12 protein-coding genes are annotated in these 15,995 nt (G+C 68.1%); 8 read left to right on the forward strand and 4 right to left on the reverse strand.

The features are described from left to right. Positions 1-312: SDR family oxidoreductase (locus L810_RS04165; protein ID WP_042973149.1), on the reverse strand; the 312-nt coding region annotated here is incomplete at its 3' end. A gap of 94 nt (positions 313-406) precedes the next feature. Between L810_RS04165 and L810_RS04170 the strand changes: the two genes are divergently transcribed. The 8 genes from L810_RS04170 to L810_RS04205 all read left to right on the forward strand — a co-directional run bounded on the left by L810_RS04170 (position 407) and on the right by L810_RS04205 (position 13,433). Next, positions 407-1,072 carry a TetR/AcrR family transcriptional regulator gene (locus L810_RS04170; protein WP_021157114.1) on the forward strand — a complete coding sequence of 222 codons (666 nt, stop codon included), beginning with the start codon at positions 407-409 and terminating at the stop codon, positions 1,070-1,072. 727 nt (positions 1,073-1,799) lie between these two features. Next, positions 1,800-3,464, forward strand: a complete 1,665-nt coding sequence (locus L810_RS04175) for an AMP-binding protein (RefSeq protein WP_021157116.1) — start codon at positions 1,800-1,802, stop codon at positions 3,462-3,464. Next, on the forward strand, positions 3,461-4,348 hold the full coding sequence (locus L810_RS04180) for a 3-oxoacyl-ACP synthase III (RefSeq protein ID WP_021157117.1): 888 nt from the start codon (positions 3,461-3,463) through the stop codon (positions 4,346-4,348). Before L810_RS04175 ends, L810_RS04180 begins: the two co-directional genes overlap by 4 nt. Next, complete coding sequence (locus L810_RS04185) at positions 4,327-5,457, forward strand: 3-oxoacyl-ACP synthase III family protein (RefSeq protein ID WP_162175279.1); 1,131 nt, start codon at positions 4,327-4,329, stop codon at positions 5,455-5,457. Before L810_RS04180 ends, L810_RS04185 begins: the two co-directional genes overlap by 22 nt. Next, a complete protein-coding gene (locus tag L810_RS04190; RefSeq protein ID WP_021157119.1) occupies positions 5,454-6,452 on the forward strand; it encodes a ketoacyl-ACP synthase III in 999 nt (332 codons plus the stop codon). Before L810_RS04185 ends, L810_RS04190 begins: the two co-directional genes overlap by 4 nt. A gap of 5 nt (positions 6,453-6,457) precedes the next feature. Beyond that, the gene (locus tag L810_RS04195) at positions 6,458-7,354 is read left to right on the forward strand and encodes an MBL fold metallo-hydrolase (protein WP_042973145.1); all 897 of its coding nucleotides are present in this window, start codon (positions 6,458-6,460) and stop codon (positions 7,352-7,354) included. A gap of 89 nt (positions 7,355-7,443) precedes the next feature. Then, the gene (locus L810_RS04200; RefSeq protein WP_021157121.1) at positions 7,444-11,280 is read left to right on the forward strand and encodes an AMP-binding protein; all 3,837 of its coding nucleotides are present in this window, start codon (positions 7,444-7,446) and stop codon (positions 11,278-11,280) included. An 11-nt stretch (positions 11,281-11,291) separates the two neighbouring features. Further along, positions 11,292-13,433 (forward strand): AprA-related methyltransferase, encoded by a 2,142-nt coding sequence (locus tag L810_RS04205; protein WP_021157122.1) that lies wholly within the window; start codon positions 11,292-11,294, stop codon positions 13,431-13,433. A 180-nt stretch (positions 13,434-13,613) separates the two neighbouring features. On the opposite strand, the gene L810_RS04210 is transcribed toward L810_RS04205, so the two are convergent. The 3 genes from L810_RS04210 to L810_RS04220 all read right to left on the reverse strand — a co-directional run. Next, positions 13,614-14,468 carry a 3-hydroxybutyryl-CoA dehydrogenase gene (locus tag L810_RS04210; RefSeq protein WP_042973146.1) on the reverse strand — a complete coding sequence of 285 codons (855 nt, stop codon included), beginning with the start codon at positions 14,466-14,468 and terminating at the stop codon, positions 13,614-13,616. 37 nt (positions 14,469-14,505) lie between these two features. Further along, entirely contained in the window at positions 14,506-15,699 is a 1,194-nt protein-coding gene (bktB, locus tag L810_RS04215) for a beta-ketothiolase BktB (RefSeq protein WP_042973147.1), read from the reverse strand. A 48-nt stretch (positions 15,700-15,747) separates the two neighbouring features. Then, a partial coding sequence (locus L810_RS04220; protein ID WP_042975802.1) for a 4Fe-4S dicluster domain-containing protein occupies positions 15,748-15,995 on the reverse strand: 248 nt, incomplete at its 5' end.

A 15,995-nucleotide genomic window follows, 5' to 3' on the forward strand; every position in this document is an offset into this window, starting at 1 on the left:
GCTGTCTGGGCGCGGCGTGCCGCGCCCGGACAGCAGCACGACGCGCTCGACGCCGCGTTCCCGCGCCAGCCGCGCGAACGCGGCGATCGCGTCCACCGCGCCCGCGACCGCCAGATCGGGCTGGTAGGTCACGTACGCGGCCGACACGCCCGCGAGCGCGGCGGGCCACGTCTCGGGCGCCGTCCAGTCGAAGCGGACGGCCGACGTGCGCGACACGGGCCGGGTCGCGATGCCGCGCGCGCGCAGCCGTGCATCGACGCGGGCGCCCGTCTTGCCCGAACCGCCGACGATGAGGGTGGGAAGTGCCGACATGACCGTCTCCTTTGATCAAAATGCGAGAATGTCTCGCGTTTTGAAAACACGATAGACTCTCGCATTAGCAACGTCAAGTTTTTCCGGAGGCGGCATGGGCCGACAAAAATCGGGGCAAAACGACCAGCCCGAGGCGGCGGCAGCGGATGCGCCGGCGCGCGCGCGGCTGGTACCGACGCAGCAGCGCAGCCGCGAGCGGTTCGAGCGCATTCTCGCGAGCGCGTCGGAGGTGATGATCGAGAAAGGCTGCGACGCGTTCCGGATGAGCGACATCGTCGAGCGCACGGGCATCTCGTTCGGTTCGCTGTACCAGTACTTCCCGGACAAGGCGGCCGTGATCGGCACGCTCGCGGAGCGCTACAACGAAGCCGGGCACGACTGCGTGCGGCGCGATCTCGCCGCGATGAAGTCGCTCGACGACCTGCACGCCACGCTCGCCCGCATCACGGACAGCTATTACCGGATGTTCGTCGACGAGCCGCTGATGCGCGACATCTGGCGGGCCACGCAGGCCGACCGCGCACTGCAGGCGCTCGACCGGGCGGACGGCGAGTTTCTGGCGGGGCTGTTGGCGGATGCGCTGCGGGAACTCGCACCGGCGGTACCCGACGTGCAGTTGGCCGCGTTCTCGGAATTGACGATGGTGTTGATCGCCGCGGCGGTACGACATGCGATCGAGTTGCCGCCGAAGGCGGCGCGCAGGATTCTCGCGATGTTCAAGCAAACATTGCCGGAAAATCTTTCCGTGCTCGACAGCTAGGCCGCGCACGAATCTCATAACCGGGTAATTCCCATTCCCCGCTCGTTATTGAATATTCGACAATATAATTACAAGAATCCCCAAGGGCGCAGCGCGAGACCGCGGCGCCTGCATTCCTGATTCCCCATTCAAACTGCCTCAAAGCACCGCTACGCTCGAAAGCGCGGGGCTTTCTTTTTTTGCGCAGCGCAATCCGCTTCGTGAAGCGACGTGCGTTTCGCGCCGATGAACTCCGCGACGCTTTATTCAGCATTGCGGCAGCCATACTCCGCCGGCGTCAACAAATCGCCAGATGATTTACCGGAACAGATTAATTAAAAAATGACGATGATCAATGGAATCGATTTCAATCGATAACCACAATCACCCTTCGATTCTTCCATTTACTTTTCACTATTTATTCCGTTAAGCTTGCGCCAATATTTTTTTGACACCACCCAGATTGATCGATGAATTTCAGATCCAGGCGCATTTGAATTAAACCGATCGATTATTGTTTATTTTGAAAATCAAATGAGACGATATCACTCCACCGAAACCGGCCAGCCTTCATCGGGTTGACCCGGCGCGCCGTGCGTCGCTCGGCGGCAGATGCCTGCCGCCCCGACCACATCTCTTTGGCATCGCGGCTCAGGCTGCGCGGGCCGCGCCCGGTCATGGCGCACGGCCCGCGCGGCACCGCACTGCTATCACGAACTTCGAACTCACACTCTTGCGAGCGCTGACGATGGACGACTTTTGCCGCGCGAATTTGCCCCCTGCCGAGGATTGGCCGACGTTCGTCTTCGAATTGCCGGGGCTGCAGTTTCCGCCGTTTCTCAATTGCGCCGCCGCGCTGCTGGATACCGCCGTCGACGAGCGCGGCTGGGGCGATCGGGTGGCGATCACGACCGGGTCGGGCATCACGTGGTCGTATCGCGAATTGCGCGATACCGCCAACCGGATCGCCAACCTGCTCGTCCATGACGGCGGCCTCGTGGCCGGCAATCGGGTGCTGCTGCACGGCGCGAATCACCCGATGCTGGCCGCCGCGTGGTTCGGCGTGGTCAAGGCCGGCGGCATTGCTGTCGCAACGATGCCGAAGCTGCGCGCGGGAGAACTGTCGACCATCATCGGGCGGGCCCGGGTCACGCACGTGATCTGCGAAGCCGGGTTGTCCGCCGAACTCGACGCGGCGATGGCGAGCCTGCAGTGGCGCGGCGACGTTCGACGCTACGACACGGACGACACGCATCCGCACGCGCGCTGGCTCGACGGCCATTCGGCGGCATTCGCGGCCGCCGAAACGCGCGCGGACGATCCCTGCCTGATCGCGTTCACGTCGGGAACGACCGGCGAACCGAAGGCAACCGTCCATTTTCATCGCGACGTGATGGCGGCCTGCCACTGCTTTCCGCAGCACGTGCTCCGGCCCACGGCCGATGACGTCTTCTGCGGATCGCCGCCGCTCGCGTTCACGTTCGGCCTCGGCGCGCTGCTGCTGTTTCCGGTCAGCGTCGGCGCAAGCGTCGTGCTGTTGCCGAAAGCGGGCCCGGAACAGCTGCTGGCCGCCGTCGAGCGGCATCGGGTCAGCATCCTGTTTACGGCGCCGGCGGCCTATCGGGCCATGCTCGACCATCTCGACCAGCGCGACCCGTGCGACATCTCGTCCCTGCGCAAATGCGTGTCGGCGGGCGAGGCGTTGCCGCCATGGACGCGCGATGCGTGGCAGATCCGCACCGGCCTGCACCTGATCGACGGCATCGGGTCGACCGAGATGCTGCACATCTTCGCGTCGACCGGCGACACCGGCACGAAGGACGGCGCGATCGGCAAGGCGGTGCCCGGTTACCGCGTTGCCGTCGTGGACGAGCACGGCCAGTGCCTGCCGCCCTACGAGATCGGCTACCTGGCCGTGCAGGGGCCGACCGGATGCCGCTACCTGAACGACACGCGGCAACGCGACTACGTCAAGCACGGCTGGAACCTGACGGGCGACAGCGCCTACCTGGACGAGGACGGCTATCTGTTCTACCAGGCCCGCGCGGACGACATGATCATCACCTCCGGCTACACGGTGTCGCCCGGCGAAGTGGAGCAGGCGCTGCTGCGCCATCCGGATATCGCCGAATGCGGCGTCGTCGGGCACGTCGACGAACGGGGCGGCACGCTCATCTGCGCGCACGTGGTGCTGCGCCCGGGCGTCGACGGCTCGGATGCGTTGACGACGCAGCTTCAGCAGCACGTGAAAAGCGTGATTGCGCCATACAAGTGCCCGCATCGCGTGGCCTATCACGCCGCCGGTTTGCCGCGCAACGAATCGGGCAAGTTGCGGCGCGCCGTGCTCCGGCAGGCCGGTCATGGCGCGGCGCGTTCCCTGAATCAAGCAGTCCAAAGCGAAGAAATCCTATGAAAATTCTCGGCGCCGCGGCGGCCATTCCGGCCCCCGCGACCACCGCGCAATCCTGCGCGAACGACTACGCGATCAAGGCGGCCAGGCAGGCGCTGCAACAAGCCGGTTGCCTGCCGTCGGAACTGGATCTGATCGTCAGCCTGTCGATCTCCCCCAGCCGGATGGCGGACGCGCCGTCGATCGCGGGCCCGCGGCTGGCGCACCCCGTGCAGCGCGACCTGCGTGCGCGGCATGCGGCCGTGTTCGACCTGCTCGATGCGGACTGGACGCTCGCACTCGATATCGCGCAAAGCCATTGCCGGCAGCTCGGCTATCGGCGCGCGCTCGTCGTTCGCGCGGAAGCGCTCGCGGACGTCGAGCAGGTGGCCGAGAGCGGCTTCGCCGACGGTGCGGGCGCGATCGTGCTGACGCCGTCCGGCCATGACCGCGCTTATGCGAGCCGCTACGCGGATCTCGATTCCCCGCCGTTCGCGACGCTCGACGCGCTTGCGCCCCGGCGCGTGAACGGCAGCCTGTCGCTGGCCCGCTTCGAAAGCCGGTTCGATCGCGCCACCGGCCGCTTCGACGCCGAACCGGCCAATGCGAGCGCCGCGGTCAACGCGATGCTCGACGCGGCGCAAAGCCGCATCGACCGGCGTGCCGCCACGCTGTTCTGCGAATCGTGGCTGGGCGGATGGCCGTCGATCGCCACCGGCGCGCGGGATGCTTTCCGCGTCGACGTCGTCACCGGTCCGGCGGAGATTCCGAACCCGTTCCAGCTGCCCGCGTGGCTCGCGTCGCGCGTCGCAGATTCGATTTCGTTGCGCGACGATGAACGGACGGTGATCGCCATGACACTGGATCCGTTCCGGCCGCGCATCGCCTGCAGCACGATGGAGGTCTGACGGTGCACAACGTCCGAATCGCAAGTCTCGCCTGCCGCCTGCCGGCCCGCCAGGTACCCAACGACGATCCCGTCTTCGCGGGCGTCGAGCCCATTCCGGCGGAATGGTGGCAATTCTGGGGCATCGAATCGCGCCACATGATCGACCCCGATGCCGGCGAATCCGAACTCGCGCTGGCCGAGCGCACGGCCCGCGACGCCCTCGCGCGTGCCGGCGTGGAACCCGCCGAACTCGACCTGGTGCTGTTCAACATGACGTCGCCGTTCGTGTCGCTCGCCGACGGCCGGCGCCGGTTCGCGCCGCGGCTCTCGCGCGCGCTGCGCGACCGGCTCGGCGCCACGCGCGCGCTCGACGCCGATATCGAGATGGAATGCGCGAGCTTCGTGCTGCAACTGCAGCTCGCCGCCAACCTCATCAAGCAGGGGCGCGTGAAACGGGCGCTGGTGTGCTCGTCGGAGCGCATGTCGGCGGTGGTCGACTACACGAGCAAGTCGTCGACGAACTTCGGCGACGGCGCGGCCGCGGCCGTGCTCGTCGCGGAGCCGGCCGACCCCGACGGCGCCGACTGGCTGGATGCCGCGTATCACAGCGACGCCACCCGCTACGACCTTGTGACGATGCAGTGGCGCAATGCACAGGCCGCGGCCGACGACGACGCCGAAACCGGCGCCGACAACCCGTTCGGCGTGTATTTCACGCTCAAGCCCGAAGCGCAGGAGGCGATCTCGCGTTTCATGCCGGTGGCGATTCCCGACATCGTCGAGCGCCTGCTGCACCGGAGCGGCACCGGCATCGCCGACGTCGATGCAATGGTGTTCCACCAGCCGTCCGCGCTGCTCGTGCGCTCATGGGCACAGCGGCTCGGGCTCAGACCCGATCAGTACGTGATTCGCGTGGCCGATTGCGCGTGCCTCGTGTCGGCCGCCGTGCCGTTCGCGCTGGCCGAGTCGATCCGGCAGGGCGTGATCCGGCCGGGATCGAAGGTCGTGATTGCCGGCGCGGGCGCGGGCTGGGGCTTCGGCGCGCAATTGTGGCGCTGGGGCGAAACCGTCGTGTCCGATGCGGGCGACGCGGTCGCCGTCGTGACGGAACAGGAGGGTCACGCATGAGCGCCCGTCTCGTCATCGCCGGGTTCGGCCATGCGCTGCCCGAGCGAATCGTCGGCAACGACGAAGTCGCCGGCATGATCGACACCAGCGACGCGTTCATTCGCGAACGCACCGGTGTCGTCGCGCGACGTTATCTCGCCCCCGATCAGCATCTGGCGGACCTCGCCTGCCCGGCCGCGGAACGCGCAATGGCCGACGCGGGCGTCACGGCGCACGACGTCGACCTGCTGATCGTCAACACGCTGTCGCCCGATCATCACGACCCGTCGCAGGCGTGCTACATCCAGCCCCGGCTCGGCTTGCGGGAAGTGCCGTGCTTCGACATCCGCGCGCAATGCAGCGGCGGGCTCTACGGGCTCGAGATCGCGCGCCACTTCCTCGCGAGCGGCCTGTATCGCAACGTGCTGCTGGTCTGCGCCGAGGCGCTGTCGCGGCGCATCGACACGAGCAACGCCGGGCGCAACCTGTCGATCCTGCTGAGCGACGGCGCCGCCGCGCTGCTGCTGCAGGCGACGGACGAGCCGGCGCGCGGGCTGATCGACCTGACGCTCGGCGCCGACGGCACCCAGTTCGACCTGCTCGCCACCGAGGCGCCCGGCGCGCGACGCCCGCGCTTCATCGACGCGGACGACATCGCGGCCGGCCGCCACCACTTCCGGATGAAAGGCGCGCCGATGTTCGAGGACGCGACGCGCCGCATCGTCGACGCGTGCCGGCAGATGCTCGACAAGCACCGGCTGACGATCGGCGATATCGGCCTGGTCGTGCCGCACCAGCCGAACCTGCGCATCCTCGACGCGGTCATCGAGCGGCTCGGGCTGCCTCGCGAGCGCTGCATGATCTCGGTCGATCAACTGGGCAACATGGCGAGCGCGGCGTTTCCGGTCGCGCTCTCGCTCGCCCATGAGCAAGGCCGCATGCCGGCCGGCCAGCTCAACCTCCTCGTGACCTACGGCGCGGGCGCGACATGGGCCTGCGCGCTCTATCGGAGCTGAACGACATGCTGAACGCTTCCCCCGGGTGGATCGAGCCGCGGCTAGCGCTGATCGGCACCGCCGACGTGCCGCTGTACGTGATCGTCAACGACGAGGCCGCGACGCTGATCGAGGGCGGCCTGAGCGGCATGACGGCGCTCGTATGGCAGCAGCTTCACGATCTGCTGCGGGACTTCGGCGGCATCCGGCATTTGCGCTACTGGCTGATCACCCACTCGCACTATGACCATTGCAGCCTGCTGATGACGCTCAAGTCGCGCATGCCGTGGCTCCATGTATCCGGTTCGCCCGACGCGTTCGATGCGTTCCAGAGCCCGTCGGCCTGCCGCACCATCCGCCAGCTCGACGAGCACGCGTCTCGGTCGTGGGAACCCGCTGCCGGCGCCGATTTCACCGAGTTGGCCGACCTGCCGTTCTACCCGGTCAACCCGGGCGCGCAACTCGATATCGGCGACGGGATGCAGATTCGCACGATCGCGCTGCCGGGCCACAGCCGCTGCCAGTTCGGCTACTACTGCCCGCAGCTGGACATCGGTTTCGTGTCGGATGCGCTCGGCGAGTTTCAGGACGCCACCCACTGGCTGCCGCTGGTCTTTCAGGACCTGTTTGCGTACCGGCACTCGCTGGACGTCATCGAACAGCTGCATGCACCGCGGCTTGCCCTGGGGCACCACGGCATCCTCACCGGCGAGCTCGCACGGTCGGCCGCACGGCATGCGCGCGCGTGCCTCGATGCACGCGAGGCCGACGCACGCGCGGTTCGCGGCAACGCCGCCGCAACGCAGGCACTGGCCCATCAGTGGACGGCCCGTTACGCGGCAAGAAGCGAAAAGGTCGTGCCGCGTTTCCTGCACCTCAAAAGCATGACGCACATGATCGACCTGTTCCATCGCGCCGAATAGCCGTATCCGGATGTCCGCCGCGGCAACGCACGGGCGCCGGCCGGTGCGAGGCCCCTGCTCGCTGTTTTCATTCCTCTTCCGACGACATCATGACCACTGCGACCTTGCCGACTACGCTTGGCGAATTGCTTCAGAACCGCGCCGCCACACGCGGCGACCACACCGCCTACGTGTTCCTGAGCGGGCCGCCCGAGCAGGAACGGGCCGAATCGATGACCTTCTCCGAGCTCGACGTGCGCGCCCGCCGGGTCGCCGCGCTGCTGCGGCAGAACGCGGTCGACGTCGGCGACCGCGTGCTGCTGCTGTGCCGGCCGGGCCTCGATTACGTCGGCGCCTTCATGGGGTGCCTGTATGCGGGCGCGATCGCGGTGCCGGCCTACCCGCCGCGCAACAGGCAGCATATGGTGCGGATCGCCGGCATCGTCGAAAACGCGGGCGCCGACACGATCCTGTGCTCGGCCGAGGACCACGCGCGCTGCTCGACCTGGCTCGCCGATACCGACGCGTCCGGCAGCACGCTGCTCGACGTCGGCGGCGCGCAGGCGCTGGCTCCGGTGGATTCGCCCGCCGGCGTGCAGCCGTCCCACATCGCGTTTCTGCAATACACGTCGGGAACGACGGGCACACCGAAAGGCGTGATGGTGAGTCACGCGAACCTGATCCACAACCTGGGGCTGATACGCGAATGGCTTGCCTATGACGAGTCGAGCACGATCGTCAGCTGGCTGCCGCCGTATCACGACATGGGCCTGATCGGCGTGATCCTGACGTCGCTGTACGGCGGCTTCCGCAGCGTGCTGATGGCCCCGGAACGGTTCATCCAGCATCCGTACCTGTGGCTGCGCGCGATCAGCCAGTACCGCGCGGACCTGACGGGCGCGCCCGATTTCGCGTACCGGATGTGCTGCCGGCGAATCTCCGACGAACAGCTGGCGACGCTCGACCTGTCGTGCCTGCGCGCCGCGTACAACGGCGCCGAGTCGGTGCGCGCCAGCACGCTGACGGATTTCTCGCAGCGCTTCGCGGCAGCGGGCTTCGCCGCCGACGGGTTCCTGCCGTGTTACGGGCTCGCGGAGGGCACGCTGTACGTCGCCGGCCGCACGGGACAGCACCCGGTCCGCACGCTGTGCGTCGACCAGGCCGCGCTCCAGCGGCAATCGGTGGTGTTGCGCAACGAGACCCTCGGCGTGTCGCCGCAGCCGCTGGACCGCCCGGGCGAGCGGGTTCTGGTCAGCGTGGGCCGCACCGACGGCGAACAGCAGGTGATCGTGCGCGACCTGGAGACCAACGCGCGGTGCGACGACCGGACCATCGGCGAAATCTGCGTGGCCGGCCCGAGCGTCGCCGCCGGCTACTGGCGGCTGGACGAGCAGACGCATTCGACCTTCCGGCACACGCTGGCCGGCGACCGGGACCAGGCATTCATGCGCACCGGCGATCTCGGCTTCATTCTGGATGACGAACTGTACGTGACCGGCCGGCTCAAGGACATGGTGATCCTCGCCGGCCGCAACTACTACTCGGAAGACATCGAGTACGCGCTGATCGTCGGCGTGCCGGAACTGGTGCCGAACGGCTGCGCGGCCTTCATGGACGACCAGGCCGACGCGGAACGCCTGATCGTCGTGGCCGAAGTCGAGCGCACGCAGCGCAAGGGCAATCTCGACAGCTTCATCGACGCGATTCGCCAGGCGATCTGGAACCGCCTCGACATCGGGCCGAGCAGGATCGTGCTGGTGTCGCCCGGCAGCGTGCCGAAGACGTCGAGCGGCAAGGTGCGCCGCAGCACGTGCCGCACGCAGTTGCACGACGGCGCGCTGACGATCCTCGCGCAGTGGGACGTCGACGCCGGCACGCAAACGCCGGCCCCCGATCGCGGGCAGCCCGCGCGCCCGGCCGCCGGTGTCGACCAGCCGGCGGCCAACGATCGCCGGCGCGACGACGGCGCCACCGTCGACGAACTGAACGACTGGCTCAGGCACTACGCCCGCACGCGGATCGATTCGCGCACCATCGACGAGCGACGCACCATACCGCCGCACGTCGTGCTCGATTTCGGCAACCGGGGCCTGCTCGGCATGCCGATCGACCGTTCGCATGGCGGGCTCGGGCTCGGCCACCGCGAGATGGCGCGCGTGTTTGCGCAACTGGCCGCGATCGATTCGACGCTGGCTTTTTTCGTTGCCCTGAACAATACGCTCGGCATCGTGCCGATCATGCAGCACGCGCAACCGACGTTGCGCGACGAACTGCTGCCGAGCCTCGCGAGCGGCCGGATGCTCGCCGCATTCGCGATCACGGAGCCGGCCGCGGGCTCGCATGTCCGCGCGATCGCCTCCCGCGCGCAGCGCACCGCGTCCGGCGACTGGCTGGTCAGCGGCACCAAGCGCTGGAGCGGCTCGTCCGCGTGGGCGGGGATCATCAACGTGTTCGCGAAGCAGGCCGACGGCACGGGAATGGTCGGCCTGGCGGTGCGACCCGGCACGCCGGGCGTGCGGATCGGCGCCGAGGAGCTGACGATGGGCGTGCGCGGCATGATCCAGAATTCGCTGCATCTGGATCGGGCGCGGATCGGCGACGCATGCCGGCTCGGCGACATCGGCCAGGGCATGTCCGTGGCACAGCACGCGATGAACATCGCGCGCCTCGGCATCGCCGCCGTCAGCGTCGGCGGAATGAAGCGCTGTGCGCAGCTGATGCATCGCTACGGGGCGCGGCGCGAGGTCGCCACCGGGCTCCTGCTGGACAATCCGCTGAGCCGCTTGCGCCTGGGCGAGCTGCGGGACCGCATCGACGGGCTCGACGCGCTGGTCGAGCACCTGGCCACCGAGCTGGACCTCGGCGTCGCGCTGCCTGAAGACTGCCTGCTGATCGCGAAGATTCTCGGCTCCGAGCTGCTGTCGCAATCCGCCGACGAGCTGATGCAGTTCCTGGGCGGCCGCGGTTACATCGAGACCAACTTCGCGCCGCAGATCTTCCGCGACGCACGCCTGACCCGCATCTTCGAGGGGCCGACCGAAACGCTGCTGGTTCACCTCGGCAGCCGTCTGCTGAACGGAAGCGACGAGCTTCCGCGTTATCTGGAAAGCGCGCTGGGCGCCGGCGTGCTGGCCACGGAGCTGCGCGAGCTTGGCGCCCGGCTGTCGCAGGACGGGCTCGCCAATGCGGCGAAACTCGGCGGCGCCGCGCATGCCGCCGTCTGGGTCAATTACTGGCTCGGCACGATCGCTCAATGGGGACTGCTGCTCGCGGTGACCGAACGTGCGGCTGCGCAGCAGCGCATCGGTGACGGCGCGCTGCGCTGGGCGCAGCGCCGGTACGAACTCGCGATCGAGGCGGCGCAGCGGCAGGTCGGCCTGCGATCCGCACTAACCACGTCGGCGCAATTGAACGACTGGGCCGCGCAGATCGGGCTCGAGATCGGCGCGATCGAGCAAACGGTCCCTGGCGCAAGCCAGCTCGTCGATCCGTTGCTGGACGCCAATCCCGGCGAGCACGCGGCCGCCGGCATGCCCGACACCCCCGACGCGCCCGACACGCCGGCCGGCGAAGACGCCGGTCCGGCGCCGGCCCCGATCGCGGGCGAGCCGGCGAGCCTGCTCGATCGCCAGCAGGTTCATGCCGTCGAACAATGGCTCATCGCGTGGCTGGGCGAGCGCCTCAAGCACCGCAAGCTTCGCTTGACGCGCGAGTCGACGTTCGCCGAGATCGGCTTCGACTCGATCCTCGCCGTCGAAATGACGATCGTATTCAGCGAGGCGTTCAGCGTGAGCGTCGATCCGTCCGCGGTCTGGGACTACCCGTCCATTCGCGCGCTGGCCGCCCATCTCGCGCCCCGTACTCGCGGCACCGCGCCGGCGCCGATCGTGGCGCACGCCGATCCGGATGCCCCTTCATCCCATGCAGCCCAACCTTCGATCCTGTGAGACCGTCCAACATGCACGCCCGATACGCCCGATTCGACCTTGGTGATTCCACCACCGCGCTGGCCCGGCAGCTCGAACACTATCTCGACGCCTATCCCGACGAAACGCGCACGTTGCTCGGCCTGCCGGCCGGCGCCGCGATCGGCGTCGAGGTGCTCGACGAGGAACTGCCCGTCAGGCTCGAACACCACACGCATGCGGCCACGCTGCGCATCGGCCGGCACGACGCACAGCGCGTGATGGCCTACACGCGCAGTTGCAACTGGGCCAACGGCATCGTGCTGGTGCCGACGCTGGCGCGCCTGGTGTTTGCCGGCGCGTTCGACGGCCTGCGGGCCGGAGCGCCCCGCGCGATGCGCGCGTTCGCGGCATCCCGCCAGCCCGACCCGACCCGTAACCTCGGGATTCTGTGGGGCGCGTTCAACCTGCTGAGCCTGGCCGGCTGGCTGACCCTCGATCGCGGCGACGAAGACGCCGACTATGCGCTCACGCCCGCCGGCGAATATGTCGTCGCGTGCGTCGAGCACGCCCGGCCGCTGTTCGGGCAACTGGCCGATGCAACGTCGGTGCTCCAGCATCTGCACGCACTGTGTCATCGAACGCGCGTGGCGGCCGAGGACAGCCTGCTGTATGCGCGGCTCGTGCGGGCCTGCGTGGCGGGCTGGCCGGAGCTTGCGCCTCCGGCCACCGACCTGGAGCGCCAGGCGAACGGACAGCTGCGCACGGCGATGGACGGCCTGCTGCTGGGCCCGACCTGGGTCGCGCTCGACATGCCGGTGTTCGACAGGCAGCCGGATGGCCAGTACGCGCAGTCGGCGCCCGGCATCCTCGGCAAGCTCGTCGAGCAGCCCGGCGGGGTCGCGGTGGGTGCCTGGACACAGGCGGACCCGGTCGTCCTGGACGCGGCATGGGCGCTGATGGGCAAGTTCGGCATGGTGGAAATCGACCAGGGGGAGGTGCGGCTCACCGAGTCGGGCCGGATTCACCGTCCGATCGCCGCGCCTTATGCGGGGCTGCCCGCGTCGTATCTGCGTTCGTATGCGCTGCTCGACGAGCTCCTGTTCGGCAACCCCGATCCGCTCGATATCGACAGCGACGGCCACATCGATCGCGTGATGAACGTGTATGCGTCGAGCGGCGCCGGGTCGGGGCCGGCGTCGCAGGAAATCACGACGAAGATCCTGCGCGAGCTGTTCGACGACACGCCGCTGGATCGCCAGCCCGCCGGCATCGCCGACATGGGCTGCGGCGACGGCAGCGCGGTGAAGCGCCTGGCGGAATACGTCATCACGTCGACGCGGCGCGGCCGGCACCTCGCCGACTATCCGCTGCTCGTGATCGGCGCCGACTACAACGAATCCGCGCGCGGCCGCGCCACCGCGACGCTATCCGCGCTGAAGGACATCCCCGGCGTGCAGGTACGCGTGATCGCCGCCGACATCTCCCAGCCCGACCGCTACGACGAAGCCGTGGCCGACAGCGGCCTGACCGTCACGCAGCCGGACGGCAGCGTGCGCCCGGCGCGACTCAGCGACCTGCTGCACACCTTCATGTTCCTGGTCCACAACCGTCGGCTGGGCGTCCGGCGCAAGGACGCCGCCGAAGCGATCCTCGAGCGCCATCTCCGCACCGTCGATCGGGCACGCCTGCGCGCGGTGATCGACCAGCACTATGCGGGGGCCCTGACGGTATCGGATCAGGAAGCGTTGCCGATCGGGCTCGAACAGATCAAGCGCGCGTTCAAGGTCGCGTACAGCGACGCGGAAGGGCTCGTTCCCGGTTACGTGGCGGCTGCGGACCTGATCGATTTCCTGACCCGCTGGAAGCCCCACGCGAAGCATGGCTTTCTCATCGTGGAAGGACACAGCCCGTGGGCGGAGAACCTGTGCGCGCGGGCGCCGGGCGGCCCGGACACGTGGTTGCGCACCGAGCAGCTTCCGTCGGTGTTCAACTGGGGCATGCATTTCGTGTCGCGCCAGTTCATGGCGCCGTTCAACGAATTCACGCTCGCGCTGACCCTGGCCGGCCTGCGCCCCGACAGCCCGATTTACGGGCGGATTCATCCGGAAGGGTTCCCGGCGCCCGATCTGCTGAGCGACTATCGGTTCTTCAGTATCGCGAACTACGTCGACGATACCGTCGTTGCCGATTGACGGTCCGTTCGGTGCCATGCGGTACGCAGCGACGGCCGTGAATCGCATCAAGAGAACACCCCGGAGGCTGGATCAGTGCCCAGTCTCCGGGGTGCAGGTGCGCGCCGTACTGCTCGCCGGTTTCATGAATGCCCCCGATTCACACAGGGGACTCCACGCAACCGGCGCCCGGCTCGCGCATCAGGCGCTGTAGTCGTACACCCCGCGCCCCGTCTTGCGCCCCAGCCGGCCGGCCGTCACCATCTCGCGCAGCAGCGGGCACGCCCGATACTTCGGGTCGCCGAAGTCCTTCACGAACACGTCCATCACCGCGAGGCACACGTCGAGGCCGACGAGGTCGGCCAGCGCGAGCGGCCCGATCGGGTGGTTCGCGCCAAGCTTCATCCCCGCGTCGATCTCCTCGGCCGACGCGATGCCTTCAGCCAGCACGAAAAACGCCTCGTTGATCATCGGCACGAGAATCCGGTTCACGACGAAGCCCGGCGAGTTACGCACGCCGATCGGCGACTTGTCGAAACGCTCGGTCAGCTCGCGCACCGCCGACGCGGTCGCTTCGCTCGTCTGCAGCCCGCGGATGATCTCGACGAGCGGCATCAGCGGCACCGGGTTGAAGAAGTGCATGCCGACGAAGCGCGCCGGATCGGCGAGCGGCGCCGCGAGCGCGGTGATCGAGATCGACGACGTGTTGGTCGCGATGATCGCGTCGGGCCGTGCGACGGCCTCGATCTGCTTCAGGATGCGACCCTTCAGCTCGACGTTCTCGGTCGCGGCTTCGATCACGATATCGACCGACGCGAGCTGCGCGTAGTCGGTCGACGTCGTGATGCGCGCCAGCGCCGCATCGCGCACGGCTGCGTCGAGCTTGCCCTTCGACACGAGCCGCTCGAGGCTGCCCTTCAGCGTCGCGACGCCCTTCTCGAGCGCGGCGTCGCTGACGTCGATCATCACGACGTTGAGTCCCGCAACGGCGGCGGTCTGCGCAATGCCGTTGCCCATGGTTCCGGCGCCCACGACGCCGACAATTTCGATGGCCATGTAGTTCCTGTGTGTTCGGGTGCTGAGCGGTCGATTATCAGATGTTCTCGAAGATGGCCGCAATCCCCTGGCCGCCGCCGATACACATCGTCACGAGCGCGTAACGCCCGCCGATGCGCTTCAGTTCGTACAGCGCCTTGACCGTGATCAGCGCACCGGTCGCGCCGATCGGGTGACCGAGCGAGATGCCCGACCCGTTCGGGTTGACCTTCGCCGGATCGAGGCCGAGCTCCTGCGTGACCGCGCATGCCTGGGCGGCGAACGCCTCGTTCGCCTCGATCACGTCGAGATCGGTGATCTTCAGGCCCGCGCGTTCGAGCGCCTTCTGCGTGGCCGGCACGGGGCCGATGCCCATGTATGCCGGATCGACACCCGCGTGCGCATACGCGACGAGCCGGGCGAGCGGCTTCACGCCCTGCGCGCGCGCGGCATCCGCGCTCATCATCAGCACGGCCGCGGCCGCATCGTTGATGCCCGATGCGTTGCCGGCCGTCACCGTGCCGTCCTCCTTCTTGAACACCGGGCGCAGCTTCGTGAAATCGTCCGCGCTCGCGTCGTGACGCACGTGTTCGTCGGTGTCGAACGCGACCTCGCCCTTCTTCGTGCGGATCGAGATCGGCAGGATCTGGTCCTTGAAGCGCCCTTCCGCGATCGCGCGCGCCGCGCGACGATGCGATTCGAGCGCCAGCGCGTCCTGCGCGTCGCGCGAGATGCCGTACTTCGCTGCGACGTTCTCGGCGGTCACGCCCATGTGGATCGTCTGGAACGGGTCGTGCAATGCGCCGAGCATCATGTCGACGAGCTTGCCGTCACCCATGCGCTGGCCGAAACGCGCGGCCGGTACCGTGTACGGCGCGCGGCTCATGTTTTCCGAGCCGCCGCCGATCGCGACGTCGGCGTCGCCGAGCATGATCGTCTGCGCGGCCGACACGATCGCCTGCAGGCCCGAACCGCACAGGCGGTTCACGGTCAGCGCGGGCGTGTGCTGCGCGACGCCGCCGTCGATCGCCGCGACGCGCGCGATATACATGTCCCTCGGTTCGGTGTTCACGACGTGGCCGAACACGACATGCCCGACCGCATCGCCCGACACGTTCGCGCGCGACAGCACTTCGCGCACGACTTTCGCCCCGAGGTCGGTCGGCGAGAAATCCTTCAGGCTGCCGCCGAAATCACCGATCGCGGTACGGACACCGCTCACCACCACGACTTCTTTCGCTGCATTGCTCATCGTCTCACTCCGGTTCGTTCGCGCCCGCAGGCGCGGGGATACGTTGCGTTACATGTTCGGGTAATTCGGCCCGCCGCCGCCTTCCGGCGTGACCCACACGATGTTCTGCGTCGGGTCCTTGATGTCGCAGGTCTTGCAGTGCACGCAGTTCTGCGCGTTGATCACGAGGCGATCGCTGCCGTCGTCGTTCTTCACGAACTCGTACACCGCCGCCGGGCAGAAACGCCCCTCCGGCCCCGCATACGTGCGCAGGTTCACGTTCACCGGCACGTTCGCATCCTTCAAGGTCAGGTGCG

The organism is Burkholderia sp. AU4i, assembly GCF_000466765.1.
Lineage (GTDB): Bacteria > Pseudomonadota > Gammaproteobacteria > Burkholderiales > Burkholderiaceae > Burkholderia > Burkholderia cepacia.